We start from the raw sequence: 22,623 nt of genomic DNA on the forward strand, positions 1-22,623 counted from the left end.
CGCTCCGACGGGGGATGCGGAGCGCGTACGAAGTATGTCACGAGCGGCGGGGCACAGTGCACCGGAACCGCGCAATTGATCTGAGGAAATCCTGAGCTTACGGAAACAGTCCAGGTCAGCCGCGTTCGGAGCGTCCATCTTCGGAGGGCGCTCCACCGTCTTCCGCCGAGGCTTCCGCCTGGCCCGACTTGGAACGCCCGTTCTCCTGGCCGGAGATGAGCATCGGGCGCTGTGGCACGGGGATGAAGGTCCCGGGGAGCGACGGGGCGTTCTCCCGGCCCGCGTTCGCTATCACCACGGCGATGTACGGCAGCACCGCACCGAGCACCAGGGCCACGATGGCCACATGCCGCTCCACGTTCCACAGCACCGCGGCCAGCACGACGGACAGAGTCCGTACCGACATCGAGATGATGTAGCGCCGCTGCCGGCCCCGCACATCCTCGGCCAGCCCCTGCCGGGCCCCGGTGATCCGGAAGACCTCGGTTTCGCTGTGCTTCCGCATCACGTTCCACCACCCGATCGCCACACCGGAACTCCCCGCTTCCGGACGTACCCAACGTTACGCCCGGCGCCCAGGGGGTACGCGAGCGGGGCACCCTCGTGAGGGGTGATATCGCTACGCCGTACCGCGTATGGCGGACTACGAAATGCGTCGCAGCTTCATCTCCCGCAAGCTGACAAGAGGAGGCGACCATGAACTGGCTGTGGGCGATCATCGTAGGCCTGGTGCTCGGGGTACTCGCCAGGGCCATCCTGCCCGGCAGACAGCACATCCCGCTCTGGCTGACGACGATCTACGGCATCGGGGGCGCCATCCTGGGCAACGCGGTGGCCGGCTGGCTGGGGGTCCGGCACACCTCGGGCGTCGACTGGGTACGGCACATCCTCCAGCTCGCCGGAGCGGTGCTGATCGTCGCGCTGGGCACGCCGATGTACGCCGCGATCCGCGGCGACCGGAGACGGCGGGAACGGGCCTGAGGCCATACCTCAGACCCGCAGCTCAGGCCCGTGGCGCGCTACAGCCCCCGCAGCCGGGCGATCTTCCGCCCCGCCTTGAGGTACACGCTGCCCGAATCGGCCGTGAGCCCGGCGCCCGCCAGGACCTCCGCCGCCACCTCGGCCAGCGGCCGCACCGCCTGCGCCTCGGTGAGCACCGCGGACTCCTGCCCGCCCTCGGTCTCGACGACCAGGCGCAGCCCGTTCTGCTTGGCGACCCGCCGGGCCGCCGAGGCGCTCGGCTGGAACCCGAGCACCTTGCTCAGCACGGTCGCGACCGACTCGGCACCGTGCTCCGCCGCGTCGACCTCCGGCAGCGTCCCGACGTCCGTGAAGGACTTCTTCGAGAACTGCGCCACGAACCCGGCGCGCGCCGCCATCGCCGCCGTGAGGCCGTACAGCGCCGCCACCACCTCGCCCCCCAGCACCTTCTTCAGGTCCATCGGGTGCAGCGACCGGTCCTCCAGCCGCCCCTTGACGAGGTCGATCTCGCTGTCGGTCCACTCCGTCCAGGCCCGCAGGTACGGAGCCATCAGCCGGTCCGGGATCGACATGATCTTGCCGAAGACATCCTCGGCGGTCGCCGACAGCGGGATGTAGTTGCCCTTGGACTTGGACATCTTGGCGCCCGTGCCGTCCGTGCCCTCGATCAGCGGCATGGTGACGACCAGCTGCGGCTTCTGCCCGCGCAGCTCCATCAGCTTGCGGCCCATCTGGAGATTGAGCAGCTGGTCCGCGCCGCCCAGCTCGACATCGCACTCCAGCGCGACCGAGTCGAGACCCTGGGCGATCGGGTAGAGCAGCTCCGACATGGTCAGCCCGGAGCCCTCGGCCAGCCGGTTGCGGAAGTCGTCGCGCTGGAGCAGCTGGGACGCCGGCACCTGGGCGAGCAGCCCCAGCAGCTCCGGGAAGGTGTACGGCGCCAGCCACTCGCTGTTCTGCCGGAAGCTGACCTTCTCGAAGTCGAAGAAGGGCCGGACCTGCTCCCGGTAGCCCGCCAGATTCCGGGCGATGTCCTCGTCGGTGAGCGGCGGCCGCTCGGCCGTACGCCCGGTGGGGTCGCCGATCTTGGCGGTGAAGTCACCGATGAGCAGGGTGACGTCGTGCCCCATCCGCTGGAAGCGGCTGAGGATGATCACCGGCACGGCGTGGCCGAGGTGCACATCGGCGGCCGTCGGGTCGATGCCCAGCTTGAGCCGCAGGCCCCGGCCCGCCGTCCGGCGCTCCTCGATCCGCTCGGCCAGCTTGTCCACGCCCGGCAGGATCTCGACCGTACGCGCCGCGATCAGCTCGGCCTGCTCCTTCGCCGACAGGTCCGTCAGGTCCAGATAGCGCCGGGAGCCCGTCTCCTCGAGCAGCTTCTCCACGGTCGTGTCGGAGGAGAGGTCTGCGGTGAGCAGTGCGCTGGCGCGGGCGACGGATTCGCCGAGGCGTGTCATGGCGTTCCTGGTAGTAGTCGGGAATCGATGGATGGTGAATGGGCGTGGACCAGTCTATTCGGCCGATTCGTACGGCCGGATCACACGCCCTTGCTCACGGAACTCATATTGAAGTCCGGGACCCGCAGCGCGGGCATCGCGGCACGGGTGAACCAGTCGCCCCACTCGCGGGGCAGCGTCCGCTCGGTGCGGCCCGCCTCGGTGGCCCGGGACAGCAGGCTCACCGGCGACTCGTTGAATCGGAAGTTGTTCACCTCGCCGACGACCTCACCGCCCTCCACGAGATAGACCCCGTCCCGGGTCAGCCCGGTGAGCAGCAGCGTGGCCGGGTCGACCTCGCGGATGTACCACAGGCAGGTCAGCAACAGGCAGCGCCCGCCGTGGTCCGTAGCCGCCACCATCTCCTCCAGCGAGCGCGGCCCGCCCCCGTCCAGGATCAGATTGTCGATCCCGGGGGCCACCGGCAGATCCGTCAGGCCCGCCGTGTGGCGCGTGGTGATCAGCTGGTTGAGCACGCCGTCCCGGATCCAGTCGGTCGCGGTCAGCGGCAGCCCGTTGTCGAACACCGACGCGTCGTCCCCGGAGGAGTGCGTGATCACGAACGGCGCCGCCTCGACACCGGGCGCCGCCGGGTCGCTGCTCAGCGTCAGCGGCAGCTCGGTCAGCTTCTCGCCGACCCGCGTGCCGCCGCCCGGCTTGGAGAAGACCGTGCGGCCCTCCGCCGCGTCCCGCGCCGCCGACGACCAGAACTGGTAGATCAGCAGATCGGCGACCGCCGTCGGGGGCAGCAGCGTCTCGTACCGCCCGGCCGGGAGGTCGACCTTCCGCTGTGCCCACCCCAGCCGCCGGGCCAGCTCGGCGTCGATCGCGCCCGGGTCCACGTCCTTGAAGTCCCGCGTCGCCTGACCGGCCCAGGCCGAGCGGGTGCGGTCCGGGGACTTGGCGTTGATCTCCAGCGTGCCGGTCGGCTGGTCGTGGCGCAGCCGCAGCCCGGTGGAGGTGCCCAGATAGCTGGTGACGACCTCGTGGTTGGCGAACCCGTACAGCTCCCGGCCGCCCGCGCGCGCCTGCGCGAAGGACTCGCCGAGGGCCGGCGCGAAGGCCGCGAACACCTCCGACGACGTCTCGTCGGGCGCGTCGGTGTAGGCGGCCGAGATGGCCGCCTCGCCGGCCGCCTCCACCAGCGGCTGGGCATCCTCGGCCGGCCCGGCCTCCCGGGCGGCGGCCTCGGCGGCGCGCACCAGCGGCTCCAGGTCCTCGGCGGTGACGGCCGACCGGGACACCACGCCGGAGGCGGCGCCCTGGCCGCCGTCGACCGTGGCCACGACCGTGAGCGTGCGGCCGCGGGTCACGCCATTGGTCGTCAGGGCGTTGCCCGCCCAGCGCAGATTGGCGGTGGAGCGCTCGTTGGCGATCACCACACAGCCGTCCGCCCGGGACAGCTCCAGGGCCCGCTCGACGATCTCGTGGGGCTTGTTCACGCCGCTCATGCACCCGCCTCCTGCGTGGTGTTCAAAATGTTGACGTTCCTGAACAGGGCGGACGGGCAGCCGTGCGAGACGGCGGCGACCTGGCCCGGCTGGGCCTTGCCGCAGTTGAAGGCGCCACCCAGGACATACGTCTGCGGGCCGCCCACCGCGGCCATCGAGCCCCAGAAGTCGGTGGTGGTGGCCTGGTACGCGAAGTCCCGCACCTGGCCCGCCAGCCGCCCGTTCTCGATCCGGAACGCCCGCTGCGCGGTGAACTGGAAGTTGTAGCGCTGCATGTCGATGGACCAGGAGCGGTCGCCCACCAGATACAGCCCCCGCTCCACGCCGCCGATCAGCTCCTCGGTCGAGGGCCCGTCCGGCGCGGGCTGAAGCGATACGTTCGCCATCCGCTGGACCGGCACATGGCCGGGGGAGTCGGCGAAGGCGCACCCGTTGGACCGCTCGAAGCCGGTCAGCCTGGCGATCCTGCGGTCCAGCTGATACCCGACCAGCGTGCCGTCGCTGACCAGGTCCCAGGACTGCGCTGCCACGCCCTCGTCGTCGTAGCCGATGGTGGCCAGCCCGTGCTCGGCGGTCCGGTCGCCCGTCACGTTCATGATCTCGGAGCCGTACTTGAGCTTGCCCAGCTGGTCGAACGTGGCGAACGAGGTGCCCGCGTACGCCGCCTCGTAGCCGAGTGCGCGGTCCAGCTCGGTCGCGTGACCGATCGACTCATGGATGGTCAGCCACAGATTCGACGGGTCGATCACCAGGTCGTACGCCCCCGCCTCGACCGACGGCGCGCGCATCTTCTCCGCCAGCAGCTCAGGGATCTCGGCCAGCTCCGCGTCCCAGTCCCAGCCGCCCTCCCCGGTCAGATACTCCCAGCCGCGCCCGACCGGCGGGGCGAGGGTGCGCATCGAGTCGAACTCGCCGCTGTCCGGGTCCACCGCCACCGCGGTGAGCTGCGGGTGCACGCGGACGCGCTGCTGGGTGGTCGTGGTGCCCGCGGTGTCCGCGTAGAACTTGTTCTCCTGCACGGTCAGCAGCGACGCGTCCGCGTGCGCGACCCCGTCGGCCCTCAGCAGCCGCTCGCTCCAGTCGGTGAGCAGCCCGGTCTTGTCGGCGTCCGGCACATCGAAGGGGTTGATCTCGTAGGACGAGACCCAGGTCCGGTCCGCGTGCACCGGCTCGTCCGCCAGTTCCACCCGCTCCTCGGACCCCGAAGCCTGGATCACCTTCCCCGACAGCTTCGCCATCGCCACCGCCTGCGCGGCCACCCGCGCCGCCGCGTCCATGCTCAGGTCCACCCCCGACGCGAACCCCCAACTCCCGCCGTGCACCACCCGCACCGCGTACCCCAGGTCGGTGGTGTCCGAAGACCCCGCGGGCTTGCCGTCCCGCAGCCGCCAGGCGGCACTGCGCACCCGCTCAAAACGGAAGTCGGCGTGATCGGCCCCCAGCGCGCGAGCGCGCGCGAGCGCCGCGTCAGCGAGCGCGCGCAGCGGCAGCGCGAGGAAGGACGGATCGATCTCATGCGGCACGGGCGACTCCCCTTCGTCGGTGGTTCGGTGTGCGTCCGGTCGATATGTGTTCGTCCGCAGTGAACCATGCCGCTACGCCTCAGGGCGCGGTTAATTCCCCTCGATGTCTTGACCTGGGGAGCGGGCGGCGACGCGTCTCCGCGCCATGTCGCCAACCGTGCTCGCCGGCGGTAGGACAGCTGACGGCACTCCCAGGGAGCCGCTACAGCATATTCGGCAGAATATTTCGCCGAAGATCACCAGGCTGCGAATGCGTCCAAAGCGGCGACTTGTGGACATACTCGTTCCAGTGCGGCCTTGAAGTCGCGTGCAAGCGTCAAGAGCAGGTTTCTGGCCTCACCGAGAGAGATTTCTTCAGTATCCGGATCCGGGGTCCATGCGGTGTTTGATGTGCATTTAATTACTACCGTCTCTCCTTGGGGAGTGAAGGTAACGAGCCTTTCAATTCCCTGTCCATAGAAATCGATCTGTGCGGACTCTCCATGTTTCAGTGCCTCGATCGCCTCCGGCAGATTCTCAATTGCTGAGGAGAGGTCGTAGGAAACATCTACCGGCCACGGGTCCTGACCGAATCCTGACACGTGAAACTGGCAGTCCGTCCGTGACAGAATTTGGCATGCGTCCATGACCAAGGATTCGAAATCTTCGTCGAGTTCGAATTCGGGAGTCAACGCGAAATCGCTCGTCGGAGGGGTCACGGACAGCCGGAAATTCACTGATGCGCTCACTCTGTGATTGGGAATGTTGTCTTGTAGGTCCCGTCAGGCTTGGGGACCAATCTCGCATGGGTCGCTTCTACTATCTTGCCGTCGGGCATGATGACTTGACCCATTCCCTCTGGTATTTCCACCTCGCGAACTCCGCCATTAGGGTCATAATGGTCCTTGAGGAATTCGAAGGCCTTCTCGTTGTTCAGCCATTGTCCCTGTGGGGTGCCGGTGCTGCGGGCGCGATCCGTCAAACTTCGCGTGATCTCCGGTTCGGCACCGTGTTCACTGAAGCTGTGGCCGAATGTCGGGCGACTCTTTATGTTCCAATTCAGTTCACTGGCTTGCTTTTTTGGCTTCTTTTTCTTGCAGGCCAGCCCGAGAGGGTCAAGCCAGGTGTATGGATTGGGGGTGTACGAATAATGGTTGGGGTAGGGGGCCAGCCCGAGCGGATCCGCGGAAATGAATGTGCTTTTTTCGGGGTCATAGTATCGCAAGTAGTTGTAGTGCAGGCCGGTTTCGGGGTCGGCGTATTGGCCGGGGAAGCGGAGTGGGCAGTTGGCTGTGCCGGGTGGGGTGGGGAGTGGGGTGCCCCAGAGGGTGGTGCGGTGTTGCCAGGCGAGGGTGCCGTCGGGTGCGACGAGTTCGGTGGGGGTGCCGACGAGGTCGGTGATGATGGCGTGGAAGCGGGTGTCGTACTCCGATTGGGGGGTGGTGTCGGCCAGGTGGAGGATGGACGACGTTTCGTACTCCATCGGCTCTAGCGGAGGGGTTCGGCGCTCGGATTGGGATAGGGGGCGGTGGGTTCCTGGGGCGTAGTCCCAGGTTGTCGTGTCGCCGTCCGTTGTGGTTTGTTCGGCCAGGCGGGTGTCGTCCCAGGTGAAGTGGATCTGGTCGGCGGGTGTGCCGTCCTCGGTGAGGCGATGTTTGGTGGTGCGGCGGCCGAGCGGGTCGTAGGTGTAGTGCCAGTGTTCGCCGTCGGGGGTGGTGGCGTGGGTGAGGCGGTCTTCGGTGTTCCAGGTGTAGGTCCAGGTGCGGGTCTGGCCGTTGAGGAGTTTGCGGGTCTTGCGGGTCAGGCGGCCTTGGGTGTCGTGTTCGTAGGTGGTGCGGCCGGCGCGGTGGAGGATTGTGCCGGTGAACTGGCGGTCGCCGGGGGCTTGGTGGTCGGGGGCGGTGGCGTGGGTGAGGTTGCCCGTGCTGTCGTAGGCGTAGGTCTCGGTCCAGCCGTGGGCGTGGACCGCCGTGACGCGGCCGACCGGGTCGAGGTCGAAGCGCCGGGTGCCGGACGTCAGCTCGCGGATTTCGGTCAAGTAGTCGTCCGCGCGGTAGGCGTAGGCGCGGTGTTGGAGCAACACCTCGGCGGCGTCGGGGGCATGGGTGAGGGACTGGGCCGTGAGGCGATCCAGGGAGTCCCAGGTCTGGGTCAGGCCTACGTTCTCGCCGAACGTGCGCGTTGTTTCGCGGCCCGCCGCGTCGTAGGCGAAGTGCAGCGAGTTGTCCGCCGTGGTGAGGGATGTGGGGTGTCCGGTCGCGTCGTACCTCCACGCCGAGCGCAGACCGCTCGGTGTAATCCGTTCGGTACGGTTGCCCGCCGCGTCGTACCCATACGTCGTCGTACGGTCGTTGACCGTCTCGGTCAGCACTCGATCTCGCGCGTCGTAGGTGCGGCGCAGGTCCGTATCCGGGTTCGCTGCCTGCGTCAGGCGGCCCGCCTCGTCGTAGGTGAATGTGGTCTCTGTGCCGTCCACCGTGCGCGTGGCGACTGTGCGGCCTAGTGTGTCGCGTGTGTAGATGAGGGTCTCACCTGCGCCGTTGGTGCGGGATATCAGGCGGCTCGCCGCGTCGTGCGTGTAAGTGAAAGTCCGGCCGTTGAAGTCGGTTTCGGCGACCAGGCGGCCGACCGCGTCGTATTCGTAACGCCACTGCTCGCCCAGGGGGTTGGTGACCTGGGTGAGGCGGAGTTCGGTGTCGTGGGTGAAGGTGTAGGTGGCGCCGTCGGGGTCGGTGCGGGCGGCGGGCAGGTCGAAGTAGGTGTGGGTGTAGGTGGTGGCGTGCCCGGCCGTGTCGGTGTGGTGGGCGAGGTTGCCTTCGGTGTCCCACTGCCACACCTCGCGGGCGCCGTCCGGCCCCTCGCGCCAGGCGGGCTTGCCCTCGATGGTCCAGCCGTAGCGGGTGGTGTGCCCCAGCGGGTCGGTGACCGCCGTGACCTGGCCGTGCGGGCCGCGGCGGATGCGGGTGGTGTGGCCCAGGGGGTCGGTGACGGCGACCGGGAGGCCCGCCGCGTCGGTGGTGACCTGGGTGGTGTGGCCCAGCGGGTCGGTGACCGACGACAGGTGGCCGGAGTCGTCGTAGGCGTAGTGCGTGGTGGCGCCACTCGGGTCGGTCGTGGACGTGCGGGTCCCGCGCTGGTCGTAGGCATGGCGCCACACCGCGCCGTTCGGCTCGCGACCCTCTACTGGGAGACCCCAGTGGTCGTAGACGACCTCCGTCACGGTGCCATCGGGCTTTTCGACGGCTGCGAAGCGGCCCTCGTCGTCGTAGCGGTAACGCGTCGTATGGCCCAGGGGGTCGGTGACGGCGACGGGGTGCCGGTTGTCCTCGTCCCACTCGGTGCGGGTGGTGTTTCCCAGCGGGTCGATCTCTGCGAGGACTTTGTAGGCCTCGTTGTAGACGTAGGTGGTGGTGTTGCCCTGCGAGTCGGTGTAGCGGGTGGTACGGGCCTCGGTGTCGTAGTGGAGGCGGCCGGAGAGGATGCCGTCCGGGCCGATGCCGCGCAGCACCCGGCCCCGGTGGTCGTAGACGTAGCCGTACGTCGTGCCGTTGCGGTCGGTCCAGGACGTGACGCGGCGCCGGTCGTCGTACTGGTACCGCAGCGGCAGGCCCGTGGAGTTGATGACCTCGGCGAGATTTCCGGCTTTGTCGTAGCCGTAGGAGATCAGTGTGGTGCTGTGCTCGTGGTCGTCGCCATGCAGCAGGCGCAGGGAGGTGATTCGCAGCAACGTGGGGTCGGTGTCGACGGCGATGCGGTAGCCGCCGGAGTGGACGATCTCGGCAGGCGCGCCCTGTGTGTTGTAGGTGATGTCGATGCGGTCGCCGTCGCCGTTGCCGGTGCGGTCGGTGATCGTGGTCAGGGCGAGTTCGCGGCCGCCTGCCGGGAGGGGGGCGAAGTGGAGGGTGCGGTTGTGTTCGGGGGCGGTGATGGTGAAGGTGCTGTCGGGCTTGCCGTCCCAGCGCAGCGGCCAGCGCGGCCCTGACGTGGGGAGCGCCGGGATGCCGGGCTGGGGGACGGGGTAGGTGAGGAGCATGCCGTCGTCGGCGATGAAGACGACGCCGGCGTCGTCGATCTCCAGACGCTGGTCGAGCGTGCCCGCCCAGGTGCGGCCGAACCAGCCCCCACACGGGTGCCCTGAGACGTAATGCCGCTCCAGAACCAGGGGGAGTACGCCGGGCAGGCTGACGTCGGTGGCGGACATCACCATCTCGCCGGTCGCCACATCGATCGGTTCACCGGTGGTGCACTTGTCCCCGCCGGGCGTGCAGTTCCGCTTGGGATCGCTGTCGGTGCGCCTGCGGGCGCTGCCGTCCCGGCGCAGCCCGCGCTCCCGGTTGAGGAGGCGTTGCGCGGCGTTCTTGGCGGTGGAGCCGGCGCGGCGGGCGGTGCCGGCTCCGCCGGTGGCCAGGGCGAGGAGGAGTTCGGGGGTGAGCTGGCCGGCGGCGCGGGCGGGGTTGCGCTGCCACTCGTCCCAGTTCGTGACGGCCTTCGCGAACTCCTTGGGGTGTTCGGCGGCATAGGCGATGCCGTCCTGGATACCCGCCAGGTGGAGGCCGAGGCCCTCGGGCCCGTCGTTGACGAGGTCGTCGAACCCCTCGTACCACCCGTACACGGTGTCGCCCGCGCCGCCGGCGAAGTCCCCGAGCCCCTTCTTGAGCTTGTTCCAGCCCTTGGGGGCCGGGGGCTTGTCCGGGGCCTTCTCCGCCGCCTTCGCGAGTTTCTTCTTCGCCGCGTCGATGACCGGCTGAAGCTCGCCCTCCAGCTTGTCCAGCCGCCGGTAACACCCCTCCAGCGCGGCGATCCCCGGATCATCCTCCGGCGGGCGCTGGGGCAGCGGATCGTCCTTGCGGTTCTCGGCGTCGATGTAGTCGTTGACGTCCTTCCAGTACTGCTTGGACGCCGCCCGCGCCGCGTCCGCGTCCCGGATGATCGGCTCGACCCGCTTCTGCACCGAGCGCAGCTTGTCCGCGTACGAGTCCAGGGCGTTCGCGGCGGCGTGGAAGTAGGTCTGCGCGGACTCCAGCTCCCGGGGAAGCTTCTCCGTCGCCTTCTCGAACCCTTCCGAGCCGGCTCCGGTCCAGTCCATCAGCATCAGGGCGTCCAGCTGGTCGCGCCCGTCCTTGAACGCGCCCGCGTAGGCCCGGAGTTTGACCACCAGGTCATCGACATCGGCCGGATTGCCGTAGATGACGTCCGAGGGTTCCGCGCCCGGGGGTATGCGCTCGGCGGAACCGTCCCCTGCCGAATCACCCCGGGTCATGCAATCGTCCCCTTCGAGCCGCCGTCGACTTCCCAGCCGCCGTCGTAGCGCTTGCGGGGGTTGGTCGGCACGTCATAGGTCCCACCGGACCCGTGATCATCGAGCCAGGGCTCCTGGTAGATCTGCGGCGGCGGGTCGAACTTCGGCCGGGACCCGTTCTGCCACGCCCTCAGCCCGTGCTCACCGAACGGCAGCTTGGCGATGTTGTCCGCAGTTGGCGCGAAATCCTTGATCCGCAGCAAATCAGCCATCACATAGGCCGCGATGACCTGCCGGAGCGTCTCGACCACCGTGTCTGTGTGCTCGGCCACCCGCCCCATCCCGAACCCCCAGGCCGAGAGCATATTCTCCGCCGCGTCATAGACGTCGAAATCGGCCGAATTACCAATGTGATCGGCCAGCGTCTTCCAATCGCCTTTGATCTTGCGCGCCGCGACGACCGACTCCTCCAGCGGCGTCAACACCGCACGCACCGAAGCGATCTCGATCTTGTAGCCATCACCCGGCTTCGGCCCACCCGAAGACGGTCCCCCGTCGTGATCGGTCATTCCGCTCCCCCCGCGCCCATGGCTGTGAGTATTTTCGCGTCCAGCAAGAAGGGACGCTTACCCAGCGGGTCCACCAACGCCCGCACACCTTCGGGCAACAGACCCACCAGGTCCTCGACCGTCGTCGACGCCCACCCGCACGCCCCCGCAAAGCGCGCGAGCCCTTCGAGCGAGGTGAACACCGGCACGAGCGGGCCTGCCTCCGCCGTCTCCGAGACCAGGAACCCCGGGTTCTCCGGGCGCTGGAAGTACAGCCGTGCCTCTCGCAGAGCCGCCCGCTTCTCCTGCTCCGACAACTGCGCGGCGGTCTCCTGGCGCACAAGGTCCGCCAGGCTCTCCCTGCCGCCCTGACCAGACAATCTGTTGCCCCCTCCCCCAAGCTTGAGGGCAATCTTCACACAGGTGACCGACACCATGAGCGACCGCCGCGCCACGCCCTTGGCAGCCGCGCCACGCACGCCGGGTAATGGGTTGAGTGCGGGCTGAGCCCGTGTTACCACTGGCGGCGGGTCCGCGAACGGGGATCGAGAAGACATCGAAAGGCAGGCCGGACATCGTGCTTGGAGACCTGATCCGGCTACGGCCGATGGAGCCGTCGGACGCCGAGGCGCTGTGGCGGTGGAACCATGACCCCGACGTCATGCGATGGATGAGCGATGGCTACGCCCAGCCGCTGTCCCAGGTGAGGAAGCGGTTGGAGGAACGGCCGCGCAATGCCTACGGCGAGGTGCTCTACGGAGTCGAAGTCCTCACTGACGCAAAGCTCATCGGCTTGGTCCGACTGCGCGATGCCGAGCCGGAAGCGGGCAGGGCCGAGCTCGACATCTACCTCGGTGAGAAGGAGTACTGGGGGCGCGGCTACGGCACCGACGCGATGCGGACGATATGCCGCTACGGCTTCGACAAGATGCGGCTGCACAAGATCACGCTGACCGTCGTCACCGAGAACCTTGCCGCTCATCGCGTCTACCAGAAGATCGGCTTTGTTGACGAAGGCAGGCTGCGTCAGGAGTTCCGACGCGATGGCCAGTGGTACGACATGTTCACAATGGGGCTGCTGGAAGGCGAGCTGCGCTGACGCGCTGTCGGTTTCTACGCGTCGAACTCCCCGGCGCTGAGGCTGCCGATGAACGCGCCCCACTCACGTATGTGGAAAGCGAGTTGCGGTCCCTGCGCGTGCTTCGAGTCCCGTATGCGGATGGCGGTCGGGCCCGTGGCCACCTCGACGCACATGCCTCCCTCGCTGCTGCTGTAGCTGCTCTTGATCCACACCAGCTCGGTTTTGCTGTTCATAGTTCTCCCCGCAGCTTCTCGATGAACTCCAGTGACTCTCGGGGCCTGAGAGCCTGTGCCCTGATGATGCCGTAACGTTGCTCGATCTCACGGACCGATTTTCGGTCCGCGATCAGCCTGCTGACGTTCTGGGCCTCAACGTAGGCCATGGTCTGCCGCCCTTGTGGTTCCAGCAAGGCAAAGGGGCCAGCCGTTCCAGCATGATCCTCCAGGGCTGTGGGCATGACCTGGAGCTCCACGTTTCGCATTTGCCCGATGTGCAGCAGTCGTTCCAACTGCCCACGCAGCACCTCTGCGCTGCCGTAGGGGCGACGTAGCACCGCCTCTTCGGTCACAAAGCTCATGATGGGTGAAGGGCGACGATTGAGGAGTTCCTGTCGGGCTAGCCGGGCGGCGACCCGCTGCTCGACCGTCTCCTCCTCCAGCAACGGCCGCTGCATGTTGAGTACGGCGCGGGCGTAGTCCTCGGTCTGGAGCAACCCGTTGACCACCAGGCACTCATACGCGTGGAACTCCGTCGCCTGCGCCTCCAGCCTCGCCGCCCCACGAAAGAACGCCGGAAGCCGCGCCTTGGACACCTCCTCCTTCGCCGCCCGCAGCACCCCGAACGCGTTCAGCACGTCGTCCGCCGCGTCCAGGAACTCCGGCTGTGGCACCCGCCGCCCCTGCTCCACCGAGGACACCTGCTCCTCGCTGTACCCGATGGCCTCACCCAGCTGCGCCTGCGTGAGCCCCGCCCGCTCGCGGAAGAGCTTCACCTGCTTGCCCAGGAACTTGAGGAAGTCCGCCCCGTACTCGTCCTGCCCCGGCCGCTCCGTATCTGCCATGTCCCGCCACCTCCCGTGCGCAAGAACGTCATGTCTCCCCACCCGCGTCACGGCACCACTCCCGTACGGGCACTTTCCGTGCCCGTACGGCGACCCTGGGTACTCGCGAGCTGTCTGGTCAGGCTATGCACGCTTCGCCACGCTCGGTGACGTGAATGGCGAAAATCCCCCTGGTAATACGCTCGGCACGTTCGAGATGTTCTTCACTTCCTCCCGGCACGGCGCACGGCTCGCCCGGCGGCTCGTGGTCCGCCGGTTGGAGGAATGGGGCATTCCGCGGGACAGCGACGCCTCGTACGGCATCGCCCTGCTCGCGGGCGAGCTCACGGCGAATGCGGTGAGCCATGGACATGTGCCCGGCCGGAACTTCCACCTCCGCCTCACCGTCCAGCCCGCGCCCGGAGCGCGTCGGACCCCGATCACCGCCCGTATCGAGGTGTCCGACGCCCGGGGCGAGCGGCGCCCTGAGCTCCGCGATCACACCACTGCGGCCGTGGCCCACCAGGAGGAGCACGGACGCGGGCTGATGCTCGTGGACGCGCTCGCGTCCAAATGGGGGGTGACGGATCGCACCGTTGGCAAGACGGTGTGGTGCGAGTACGCCGTGGAATGACAGGCGAACGCAGAAGCGGCCCGTCATGAGGCTTCTGGGGGCTTCTGTAGGAAGTCGACAGTGACCGGGTGGCGCCCCTGTGCGTGCTCGATTCCCCGCACCGGGCCTTTGCCCGATAGTTTGCGTACACAAGGGTTGCCACACATAGTGACGCCCGGCACGACATCCAACAGAGAGGGTGGTCCCTTGAGCCGCTCGGTTCTCGTCACCGGAGGAAACCGCGGCATCGGCCTCGCCGTCGCCCGCGCCTTCGCCGACGCAGGCGACAAGGTCGCCATCACCTACCGGTCCGGTGAGCCGCCGGCCGGCTTTCTCGCGGTCAAGTGCGACATCACCGAGCCCGAGCAGGTCGAGCAGGCGTACAAGGAGATCGAGGAGAAGCACGGCCCGGTCGAGGTGCTGGTGGCCAACGCCGGCATCACCCGCGACCAGCTGCTGATGCGGATGACGGAGGAGGACTTCTCCACCGTCCTCGACACGAACCTCACCGGCACGTTCCGTGTCGTCAAGCGGGCCAACCGCGGCATGCTGCGCGCCCGCAAGGGGCGTATCGTGCTGATCTCGTCCGTGGTCGGTCTGCTGGGCTCCGCGGGCCAGGCGAATTACGCCGCGTCCAAGGCCGGCCTGGTGGGCTTCGCCCGCTCCCTCGCCCGTGAGCTGGGCTCCCGCAACATCACGGTCAACGTGGTCGCGCCCGGTTTCGTCGACACCGACATGACCCGCGCGCTCGACGAGAAGCAGCGGGAGGCATACGTCAAGCAGGTGCCGCTCGCGCGTTACGCGCAGCCCGAGGAGATCGCGGCCTCGGTTCGCTTCCTGGCCTCCGACGAGGCCGCGTACATCACTGGAGCCGTCATCCCTGTCGACGGCGGATTGGGCATGGGTCACTGAACGTCATGAGTGGAATTCTCGCCGGTAAGCGCATCCTGGTCACGGGCGTCCTCACCGAGGCCTCCATCGCCTTCCACGCCGCCAGGCTCGCCCAGGACGAGGGCGCCGAGGTCATCCTCACCGGCTTCGGCCGGCTTTCCCTCGTCGAGCGGATCGCCAAGCGGCTGCCCAAGCCCGCGCCGGTCATCGAGCTGGATGTGCAGAACCAGGAGCACCTGGACGGGCTGGCCGGCAAGGTGCGCGAGCACCTCGGCGAGGGTGTCGACCTCGACGGCGTGGTGCACTCCATCGCCTTCGGCCCGCAGGGCGCGTTCAACTTCCTGGAGGGCTCCTGGGAGGACGTGTCCACCGCCGTGCATGTCTCGGCGTACTCCCTCAAGGCGCTGACCATGGCCTGCCTGCCGGTCATGCCGCGGGGCGGCTCGATCGTCGGCCTGACCTTCGACGCACAGTTCGCCTGGCCGAAGTACGACTGGATGGGCGTGGCCAAGGCGGCGCTGGAGTCCACCAGCCGCTACCTCGCCCGCGACCTGGGCGAGAAGAACGTCCGCTGCAACCTGGTCTCCGCGGGTCCCCTCAAGTCCATGGCCGCGAAGTCCATCCCGGGCTTCGAGGACCTGGCCGATGTGTGGAACCACCGCGCGCCCATCGGCTGGGACCTGAGCGACCCGGAGCCGGCCGGCCGTGGCGTCGTCGCCCTGCTGTCGGACTGGTTCCCGCGCACCACGGGCGAGATCGTGCACGTCGACGGCGGTGTGCACATGATGGGCGCCTGAGCCCGCCCGCCCGCACCCCGCTCCGCCTTTTTCGGCCCGCCGCCCCGGCTCCCGCGCTCCGCGGGGCCGGGGCGGCGGGCCGTTCGCCCGTTCGGGCCAGTGCGCCGAGCGCACCGGGCGGTGTCACGCGCACTGTGGAGTGAGTATCGGGTGCGGCGGCTTGAGGCGCGGCGGTTCAGCACGGTCGAGGAGGTCCTGCCATGCGTACGTCCCGTTGCGTCGCGGCCGCAGTACTGGTCGCGGCCGTGGTCGGCTTCATCGCCGTCGCGTCGAACGCCTCGAACTCGGCCGCCCAGGAGCGCCCCCGGCCCCGCGAGGCGGCGTGCAGCACCTGGGTGCGCGGCTCGCACGCCACGGCCAGCTGCTTCAACCCCAACCCGGACGCGGACCGGGTCCAGCTGCATGTCGAGTGCGCGCGCTGGTGGGACCCGGACATGGACAGCCGGCCCATCGAGGTCGGCCCCGCCCAGCACGTACGGCTCGCGGAGCGCTGCTGGAAGGAGATACGGAAGGCTTGGGTGAGCCACCGCTGATCGGCCGGCCCGCTGAGCAGGCGGTGGTCAGCCGGTGGTCAGCCGTGGTCAGCCGGTGGTTCGGGCCCGGTCCGACCGGCCCGACCGGCCCGACCGGTCGGCGTAGCGGCAGCTGAAGGGGTGGGTGCTCGCCTCGGCCGCGGCCCGCTCCCCGTCACCGTCCCGGATCGCCTCCACCAGCCGCGCGTGGTCCACATGCACCTCGGGCCGCAGCCCGCCCTCCACGTCCCCGTGCAGGAACTGCCGGACCACGCCGCCCAAGTCGGCGTACAGCTCCGCCAGCACCTCGTTGTGCGAGGCCGCGACGACGGCCATGTGTAGCGTGGCGTCGGCCTCGACGAAGGCCATGGCGTCCCCGGAGGCCCAGGCCCGCTCGCGCCGGTCCAGCAGGGCGTCGATCTGCTTGAGGTCCTGCTCGGTACGGCGCTCCGCGGCCAGCCGCGCCGCCTTCGTCTCCAGGGCGCTGCGCAACTCGGCGACGTGCAGCGGGTCGGCGTCCGCGAAGCGGCGGTGCATCACCCCGGCCAGCTCGCTGGTCGCCAGCACATAGGTGCCGGAGCCCTGCCGGATGTCCAGCAGGCCGTTGTGCGCCAGCGCGCGCACCGCCTCGCGTACGGTGTTGCGGGCCACCCCCAGCTGCTCGACCAGCTCGGGCTCGGTGGGGATCCGGGACCCCACGGGCCACTCGCCCGATGTGATCTGGGCGCGTAGTTGGGCGATCACCTGGTCGGCGAGCGCGGAGCGCCGGGGCGAGGTCAGCGGCATGACTCTCCTGTGCCTGAGCCGGGGAAACGGGTGTTCCCATGATGCCGTCCGCCTGTCATCGGGTGGTTGCAAACCACTGGACAGCCATTCATCCCATCATTCTATGATGACGGGCATGGCCGACCACAATCTCGCGACTCCCGACATCGCCGCCCCGGGACGACAGCAGGGCGCACCGGAGCCCGAGCGCGGCGCACCCGAGCCCGAGCGCGGCGTGTCGCAACCCGCCACCGCCCGGTGGCGGCGGCGCCTGGTGGTCCTCGGCCTGGTCCTCGCCGCGGTCAACCTCCGCCCCGCCGTCACCAGCCTCGGCCCGCTCCTCGAAGAGGTACGGGCCGACCTGGGCATGAGCGGCACCGTCGCCGGGCTGCTCACCTCGATGCCCGCGGCCTGCTTCGCCCTGTTCGGCATCGCCGCGCCCCGGCTGGCCCGCCGCTGGGGGCCGGGCGCCGTCGTGTGCGCCGGGCTCGCCGCCATCACCGCGGGCCTGGCCATACGCCCCCTGGTGGGCGGGACCGCCGCCTTCCTCGCCGCCAGCGCGCTCACGCTCGCCGGGATAGCCGTGGGCAACGTCCTCATGCCGGTGATCGTCAAGCACTGGTTCCCCGACCGGGTGGGGCCGATGACCGGCGTCTACTCGATGGCCCTGTCGCTGGGCACGGCCGTCGCGGCCGCCGTCACGGTCCCCATGACCGACGCCCTGGGCGGCGGCTGGCGGGCCGGGCTCGGAGTGTGGGCGGCACTCGCGGCCGTCGCCGTGCTGCCCTGGCCGATGCTCGCCCGCCACCGGGGCGGCGACGGCGACCGTGGCCGCGACCGTATGCCGGCGGCCGTCCCCTCTTCCAAGGCCGCCCGGACCCGGATCACCAAGAGCCGCACCGCCTGGGCGCTGGCCGTCTTCTTCGGCCTCCAGGCCACCGCCGCCTACATCACCATGGGCTGGATGCCGCAGGTCTTCCGGGACGCCGGGGTCTCCGCCTCCACCGCGGGCCTGCTGCTCGCGGTCACCATGGTGATGGGCGTGCCGCTGTCGTTCGTCCTGCCCCCGCTCGCGGCCAGGCTGCGCAGCCAGGGCCCGCTGGTGGCGGTCCTGGGGTCCTTCGGGCTCGCCGGGTACGCCGGGCTGTGGCTCGCCCCGGCCCAGGGGGCCTGGGTGTGGGCGGTGCTGCTCGGCGTCTCCAACTGCTCCTTCCCGCTCGCCCTGACGATGATCGGCATGCGGGCCAGGACCCACGCGGGTGTGGTGCGGCTGTCCGCCTTCGCCCAGAGCACCGGCTATCTGCTGTCCATCCCCGGGCCGCTGCTGGTCGGCGCGCTCTACCAGCACAGCGGCGGCTGGGACCTGCCCATCGCGCTGATGGCCGGGCTGATGGTGCCGCAGATCGCCGCCGGTCTCCTCGCGGGGCGCGACCGTACCGTCGAGGACGAGATCGACACCGGGGCGGCGCCGACCGCGGGGCGGTGACGGGGCGGCGGCGGGGCGATGGGACACTTGGGCCATGCCAGTGCTCGACGAGAACCCGCCGAACGGCCAGAAGAAGCTGCTCATCATCCTGGGCGTGATGCTCGGCATCACCGTGGTCATCGGCGTGATCGCGACCATCGCCTCGCCCTGAGGGGCAGCAGGGGTGTAGTAAACCCCACCATCCCTTAGGGGGCCAGGGTCAGGGGCAACTGGGTGGTTCACCGGATGGGACCGGCCCCCGCCGCTCCGTAGATTCGTACGCGTCGGAAGAACCGCGGTGGCCATGGCCCGGCCCGTCGCCGGCCGCCGGTCACGCACCCGTTCGCACCCCGGAGGCGATCCCCATGTCCGAGCGTGAAGAGTGCAGCATGGACAGCCGGCTGCCGTGGTGGGCACTCGCGCTCCCGACGCTGGCCTTCACCGCCCTCCTGCTGCTCGCGGGCTCCGCCGACGCCCGCGCAGCGGGCGGCTCCGGGACGCTCTCGTGCGTCTTCGAGCTGGTGCGGGGCGCCCTCACGCATCAGCCGTGACACCTCGCCGCCGCCGTGCCCGTCCGCCCCGTCCTCAGACCGTCCGGCAGTAGGGCCCGCGGCGTCGCGCTCCCAGGCTCGGCCCTCGACCCTCCCCCTCGGCCCTGGCGGGCCTGGGCGGCGCCCCCTCCTTCACCCGCGCTCCCTACCACCGGACGGTCTTACTCACCTGAGGACGAGGTCCGCTTCAACACCCTGCGCCAGGCACCCGGTTTCATGCGAAGCTGGGATACATGAGCGTCGATGTGCCCCGCAGGATCGTCCTTCTCCGACACGCCAAGGCCGACTGGCCCCAGGTATCCGACCATGACCGGCCGCTCGCGGAGCGCGGCCGCAAAGACGCCCCGCTGGCCGGCCGCCGGCTCGCCGAAGCCGGGATCAACCCGGACCTCACCCTCTGCTCCACCGCCGTCCGCACGCGGGAGACCTGGAAGCTCGTGGTACACGAGCTGCCGCAGCGGCCGAAGACCGTCTACGAGGAGCGGCTGTACGAGGCCTCGCTCGGCGAGCTCATCGCCCTGCTCAACGAGACGTCCGACGACGTGAGCGATCTGCTGCTGGTCGGCCACAACCCCGGCATGCACGCCCTGGCGGACGCGCTCGCGGGCGAGGCCGAGGAGGGCACGCGGGAGCGGATGTCCCGGAGCGGATTCCCGACCTCCGCCGTCGCGGTGGTGACCTTCACCGGGTCCTGGAAGTCGGTGGAGCACGGCGTCGGCCGCCTCAGCTTCTTCTGGGCGCCCCACGAGTGATGATCACGAACGGTCGGGCCCGGGCAGCCTTGCCGCCCGGGCCCGACCCGTACCGTGACGCCTTCGCTCAGCCGTCGGCTCGGTCGTCTCCGCCGACCGTGTCCGCCGCCTCCACCTCTTCGCGGGTGATCCCCAGCAGATACAGCACGGTGTCCAGGAACGGCACGTTCACGGCGGTGTGCGCGGCCTCCCGCACCACCGGCTTGGCGTTGAACGCGACCCCGAGCCCGGCCGCGTTGAGCATGTCCAGGTCGTTGGCCCCGTCCCCGATCGCGACGGTCTGCACCAGCGGCACCCCGGCCTCGGCCGCGAAGCGCCGCAGCAGCCGCGCCTTGCCCGCCCGGTCCACGACCTCCCCGACCACGCGCCCGGTCAGCTTGCCGTCCACCACCTCCAGGGTGTTGGCGGAGGCGAAGTCCAGGCCCAGCCGCTCCTTGAGGTCGTCGGTCACCTGCGTGAAGCCGCCGGAGACCACGCCGACCTGGTAGCCGAGGCGCTTGAGCGTACGGATCAGGGTGCGGGCGCCGGGCGTGAGCCGCACCTCCGCGCGCACCTTGTCCACCACGGACTCGTCGATCCCCGCCAGCAGCGCGACCCGCGCGTGCAGCGACTGCTCGAAGTCCAGCTCACCGCGCATGGCCCGCGCCGTGACCTCGGCGACCTCCGCCTCGCACCCCGCGTGCGCCGCGAAGAGCTCGATCACCTCGTCCTGGATCAGGGTGGAGTCCACGTCCATGACCACCAGGCGCTGCGCCCGGCGCTGGAGACCCGACGCCACCACGGCCACGTCCACGCCGATCCCGGCGGCCTCGGTGACCAGCGCGGTGCGCAGCGTGCTCGTCTCGGTGCCGGACACCTCGAACTCCACGGCCGTCACGGGGTACTTCGCGAGCCGGAAGATCCGGTCGATGTTGCCGCCGCTGCCGGTGATGCTGGCCGCGATCCGCGCCGTCGACTCGGCGGTCAGCGGATGGCCCAGCACGGTGACATGGGACCGGCCCGTGCCACGGGGGCGGTTGTCGCCCCGCCCGGAGATGATCTCGGCCTGAAGCCGCATCGAGTCGGCCCAGCTGTGCACGGTCGCCCGCAGGTCACCCTCGGAGGTCCAGCCGCCGGTGGGCGCGGTCACCAGCACGCAGAGCACGATGCGGCCGCGCGTGACCACCTGCTCTATGTCGACTATGTTCACGCCGTAGGCGGCGAGGGTGTCGCAGAGCCCGGCGGTGATGCCGGGGCGGTCCTTGCCGAAGATCTTGACGAGGAGAGTGGGGACATCGTCGTCCGGGACGGCGGTGGCAGGGGGGATCTGCGATGTGCTCATGGTCTTCCCACCGTATCCGCCCACTCGGGACGATCGCGCGGCAGTCCGCGCTACGGACGGCTGTACGGTACAAAACGTTCATTTCGCTGTAGCCGGGCCGTCATGCGCCGTTGAGTCGCGACCCGGGCGCCGACCCGTGAGCCGACCCGCGCGCCGAGTCGAGCGCGAACCGGGAAGCCTGCCCGCCCGCGGCCCCCGTGGCCCAGGCCGCCAGCGCCCCGGCGGCCCCCGCCGCCGCGCCCCACCCGGCGCCCAGCGCCAGCGCCGCCGGGCCGTTGCCGTACAGCTCGATCCCGGCGCCGAAGGCGTCGAAGCCCAGCACCGACAGGCTCGCCCCGGCGGACACTCCCGTCAGCCGGACCAGCAGCGGCAGCGTGAGCGCCGTGACGATCCCCAGCCACAGCGCGCACCGTCCCACAAAACCCGCCCGCGAGGTCCGGCCGACGGGCGTACGGACCGCGGTCAGCACCCCGGCCGCCAGGATCATCAGCACACAGGCCACCGCCAGCAGCCACACCCGGCCGTCCAGCTCCGCGAGGCGCGCCACCGTGATCGGCTCGTCCTTCTCGTCGGCCAGCAGCTTGTCGAGCGGATCGGGCAGCACCCGCACCAGCGCCCCGCTCGCCCCGCCGTGCCAGGGCACGAACAGCCCCAGTGGCACCCCGAGCCACACCCCGTTCGGCGCGCCGAGCAGCGCCGACCCGAGGACCAGGCGGGGGTGGTCGTCGCCGATCGCCGCGTACAGCGCCGCCGCGAGACCCGCCCCGACCGCGAGCACCAGCACCCCGTACAGCGCGGAGGCGGCCGGCCGGACGGTGCGGTGCGCCGCCTCGAGCCCGCGCGGCATCGGCGCGCGGCGCGCCACCAGCACCGCGATGAGCAGCACCGCGACGACCCAGACCGCGCCGCCCAGCACGGAGCGCCCCGCCTCGACGGTGAACCCGACCGCCGCCTTGGCGTCGATGAGCCGCTGGATCCGGTCCGGCAGCAGCCCGCTGCCGATGTCCGCGATATCGCCCAGCTCGCCCGGGAGTTTACCGAGCAGTCCCTCCTGTTCCGGTTTGCCCTTCAGGCCGAGCGAGGCGGCGTCGATTGTGACGGTATCGTTGCCCACCCACGTGAGCCCGGCGAGCACCAGCAGGAAGAGCAGGGCCACCGCCCCTGCCCGCGCGGCCAGTTCGGCCCCGCCGATCACCGCGCCGGCCCCGCGCAGCGACCGTACGAACACCCAGCCCAGCAGCAGCGCGCCCACCAGGCCGATGCCCAGCGACACCACGTCGATGGCCGAATGGGCCTGGGCGCCCTGGAGTCCGAACGCCTCCACATCCCCGGACGGGATGACGGAGCCGCCGACCGCGAGCACCACCGCGGCCGCTGTCATGGGGCCGAGCGCGCCCGCCCCGTCCGCGCCGACCAGGTGCAGCCCGAGCGCGGCGACGCCGGCCATGGCCAGAAATGCCCAGCTCACCGCGGCCACCGCGGCGAGCAACACCTCTCCCGGGCGCGCTCGCCCTCCACCGCTCGCACCCATGGCGTCGGTCCCCCCGATCGTGATGAGTTGCCCGGGTGATCCATGATCTGTCCCATCGATGGGCTCTCACCACTTTCCGGGGGCCTTT

Annotated in this window: 23 protein-coding genes; 10 read left to right on the plus strand and 13 right to left on the minus strand. The window is 69.9% G+C overall.

Features of this window, described 5'->3' with window-relative positions:
• Positions 1 to 115: 115 nt before the first annotated feature.
• Entirely contained in the window at positions 116 to 505 is a 390-nt protein-coding gene (locus ACH4S9_RS07865; protein ID WP_311725064.1) for a DUF3099 domain-containing protein, read from the minus strand.
• A gap of 191 nt (positions 506 to 696) precedes the next feature.
• On the opposite strand from ACH4S9_RS07865, the gene ACH4S9_RS07870 reads away from it, so the two are divergent.
• Positions 697 to 981, plus strand: coding sequence for a GlsB/YeaQ/YmgE family stress response membrane protein (locus ACH4S9_RS07870; RefSeq protein ID WP_311725033.1), 285 nt, complete (start codon positions 697 to 699; stop codon positions 979 to 981).
• 38 nt (positions 982 to 1,019) lie between these two features.
• Here ACH4S9_RS07870 and tyrS read toward each other — a convergent pair whose 3' ends face one another.
• From tyrS to ACH4S9_RS07905, 7 genes are all read right to left on the minus strand, one after another.
• Complete coding sequence (gene tyrS / locus ACH4S9_RS07875) at positions 1,020 to 2,438, minus strand: tyrosine--tRNA ligase (RefSeq protein ID WP_398370430.1); 1,419 nt, start codon at positions 2,436 to 2,438, stop codon at positions 1,020 to 1,022.
• Between the two features lie 80 nt (positions 2,439 to 2,518).
• Complete coding sequence (locus ACH4S9_RS07880; protein WP_398370432.1) at positions 2,519 to 3,928, minus strand: metallopeptidase TldD-related protein; 1,410 nt, start codon at positions 3,926 to 3,928, stop codon at positions 2,519 to 2,521.
• Positions 3,925 to 5,451 carry a TldD/PmbA family protein gene (locus tag ACH4S9_RS07885; protein ID WP_398370434.1) on the minus strand — a complete coding sequence of 509 codons (1,527 nt, stop codon included), beginning with the start codon at positions 5,449 to 5,451 and terminating at the stop codon, positions 3,925 to 3,927. Before ACH4S9_RS07885 ends, ACH4S9_RS07880 begins: the two co-directional genes overlap by 4 nt.
• Before the next feature lie 236 nt (positions 5,452 to 5,687).
• Positions 5,688 to 6,179: a hypothetical protein gene (locus ACH4S9_RS07890; protein ID WP_311725037.1), complete on the minus strand. Its 492-nt coding sequence runs from the start codon at positions 6,177 to 6,179 to the stop codon at positions 5,688 to 5,690.
• Positions 6,176 to 10,690: a DUF6531 domain-containing protein gene (locus ACH4S9_RS07895; RefSeq protein WP_398370436.1), complete on the minus strand. Its 4,515-nt coding sequence runs from the start codon at positions 10,688 to 10,690 to the stop codon at positions 6,176 to 6,178. The genes ACH4S9_RS07890 and ACH4S9_RS07895 overlap by 4 nt, the downstream gene beginning before the upstream one ends.
• Complete coding sequence (locus ACH4S9_RS07900) at positions 10,687 to 11,238, minus strand: hypothetical protein (RefSeq protein ID WP_311730888.1); 552 nt, start codon at positions 11,236 to 11,238, stop codon at positions 10,687 to 10,689. The genes ACH4S9_RS07895 and ACH4S9_RS07900 overlap by 4 nt, the downstream gene beginning before the upstream one ends.
• Entirely contained in the window at positions 11,235 to 11,636 is a 402-nt protein-coding gene (locus tag ACH4S9_RS07905) for an SseB family protein (RefSeq protein ID WP_398370439.1), read from the minus strand. Before ACH4S9_RS07905 ends, ACH4S9_RS07900 begins: the two co-directional genes overlap by 4 nt.
• Positions 11,637 to 11,824: 188 nt before the next feature.
• Here ACH4S9_RS07905 and ACH4S9_RS07910 point away from each other — a divergent pair, with 188 nt between their 5' ends.
• Complete coding sequence (locus tag ACH4S9_RS07910; RefSeq protein WP_311730890.1) at positions 11,825 to 12,316, plus strand: GNAT family protein; 492 nt, start codon at positions 11,825 to 11,827, stop codon at positions 12,314 to 12,316.
• A gap of 14 nt (positions 12,317 to 12,330) precedes the next feature.
• On the opposite strand, the gene ACH4S9_RS07915 is transcribed toward ACH4S9_RS07910, so the two are convergent.
• Together ACH4S9_RS07915 and ACH4S9_RS07920 are read right to left on the minus strand one after the other, a co-directional pair.
• A complete protein-coding gene (locus ACH4S9_RS07915; RefSeq protein ID WP_398370441.1) occupies positions 12,331 to 12,531 on the minus strand; it encodes a DUF397 domain-containing protein in 201 nt (66 codons plus the stop codon).
• Positions 12,528 to 13,358, minus strand: coding sequence for a helix-turn-helix domain-containing protein (locus ACH4S9_RS07920; protein ID WP_398370443.1), 831 nt, complete (start codon positions 13,356 to 13,358; stop codon positions 12,528 to 12,530). Before ACH4S9_RS07920 ends, ACH4S9_RS07915 begins: the two co-directional genes overlap by 4 nt.
• A 196-nt stretch (positions 13,359 to 13,554) precedes the next feature.
• Between ACH4S9_RS07920 and ACH4S9_RS07925 the strand changes: the two genes are divergently transcribed.
• The 4 genes from ACH4S9_RS07925 to ACH4S9_RS07940 all read left to right on the plus strand — a co-directional run bounded on the left by ACH4S9_RS07925 (position 13,555) and on the right by ACH4S9_RS07940 (position 16,171).
• Positions 13,555 to 13,971, plus strand: a complete 417-nt coding sequence (locus ACH4S9_RS07925) for an ATP-binding protein (RefSeq protein WP_398370556.1) — start codon at positions 13,555 to 13,557, stop codon at positions 13,969 to 13,971.
• Positions 13,972 to 14,157: 186 nt separating this feature from the next.
• Complete coding sequence (fabG, locus tag ACH4S9_RS07930) at positions 14,158 to 14,862, plus strand: 3-oxoacyl-[acyl-carrier-protein] reductase (RefSeq protein ID WP_311730894.1); 705 nt, start codon at positions 14,158 to 14,160, stop codon at positions 14,860 to 14,862.
• Between the two features lie 5 nt (positions 14,863 to 14,867).
• Entirely contained in the window at positions 14,868 to 15,638 is a 771-nt protein-coding gene (gene fabI / locus ACH4S9_RS07935) for an enoyl-ACP reductase FabI (RefSeq protein WP_311730895.1), read from the plus strand.
• Positions 15,639 to 15,838: 200 nt separating this feature from the next.
• Positions 15,839 to 16,171, plus strand: a complete 333-nt coding sequence (locus tag ACH4S9_RS07940) for a hypothetical protein (protein WP_311730896.1) — start codon at positions 15,839 to 15,841, stop codon at positions 16,169 to 16,171.
• 48 nt (positions 16,172 to 16,219) lie between these two features.
• Here the strand turns inward: ACH4S9_RS07940 and ACH4S9_RS07945 are convergent, their stop codons facing one another.
• Complete coding sequence (locus ACH4S9_RS07945) at positions 16,220 to 16,936, minus strand: FadR/GntR family transcriptional regulator (RefSeq protein ID WP_398370447.1); 717 nt, start codon at positions 16,934 to 16,936, stop codon at positions 16,220 to 16,222.
• A gap of 115 nt (positions 16,937 to 17,051) precedes the next feature.
• Here ACH4S9_RS07945 and ACH4S9_RS07950 point away from each other — a divergent pair, with 115 nt between their 5' ends.
• From ACH4S9_RS07950 to ACH4S9_RS07965, 4 genes are all read left to right on the plus strand, one after another.
• A complete protein-coding gene (locus ACH4S9_RS07950) occupies positions 17,052 to 18,401 on the plus strand; it encodes a CynX/NimT family MFS transporter (RefSeq protein WP_398370449.1) in 1,350 nt (449 codons plus the stop codon).
• A gap of 34 nt (positions 18,402 to 18,435) precedes the next feature.
• Positions 18,436 to 18,552, plus strand: a complete 117-nt coding sequence (locus ACH4S9_RS07955; protein ID WP_311730899.1) for an SGM_5486 family transporter-associated protein — start codon at positions 18,436 to 18,438, stop codon at positions 18,550 to 18,552.
• Between the two features lie 193 nt (positions 18,553 to 18,745).
• Positions 18,746 to 18,931, plus strand: coding sequence for a hypothetical protein (locus ACH4S9_RS07960; protein ID WP_358848863.1), 186 nt, complete (start codon positions 18,746 to 18,748; stop codon positions 18,929 to 18,931).
• A gap of 233 nt (positions 18,932 to 19,164) precedes the next feature.
• A complete protein-coding gene (locus ACH4S9_RS07965; protein WP_358848862.1) occupies positions 19,165 to 19,683 on the plus strand; it encodes a histidine phosphatase family protein in 519 nt (172 codons plus the stop codon).
• 67 nt (positions 19,684 to 19,750) lie between these two features.
• Here ACH4S9_RS07965 and serB read toward each other — a convergent pair whose 3' ends face one another.
• Both serB and ACH4S9_RS07975 read right to left on the minus strand, forming a co-directional pair.
• On the minus strand, positions 19,751 to 21,004 hold the full coding sequence (serB, locus tag ACH4S9_RS07970; protein ID WP_398370452.1) for a phosphoserine phosphatase SerB: 1,254 nt from the start codon (positions 21,002 to 21,004) through the stop codon (positions 19,751 to 19,753).
• Between the two features lie 100 nt (positions 21,005 to 21,104).
• Positions 21,105 to 22,472 carry a streptophobe family protein gene (locus ACH4S9_RS07975; protein ID WP_398370454.1) on the minus strand — a complete coding sequence of 456 codons (1,368 nt, stop codon included), beginning with the start codon at positions 22,470 to 22,472 and terminating at the stop codon, positions 21,105 to 21,107.
• Positions 22,473 to 22,623: the final 151 nt, after the last annotated feature.

It is taken from the genome of Streptomyces sp. NPDC021225 (genome assembly GCF_044332865.1).
Taxonomy (GTDB): Bacteria; Actinomycetota; Actinomycetes; order Streptomycetales; family Streptomycetaceae; genus Streptomyces.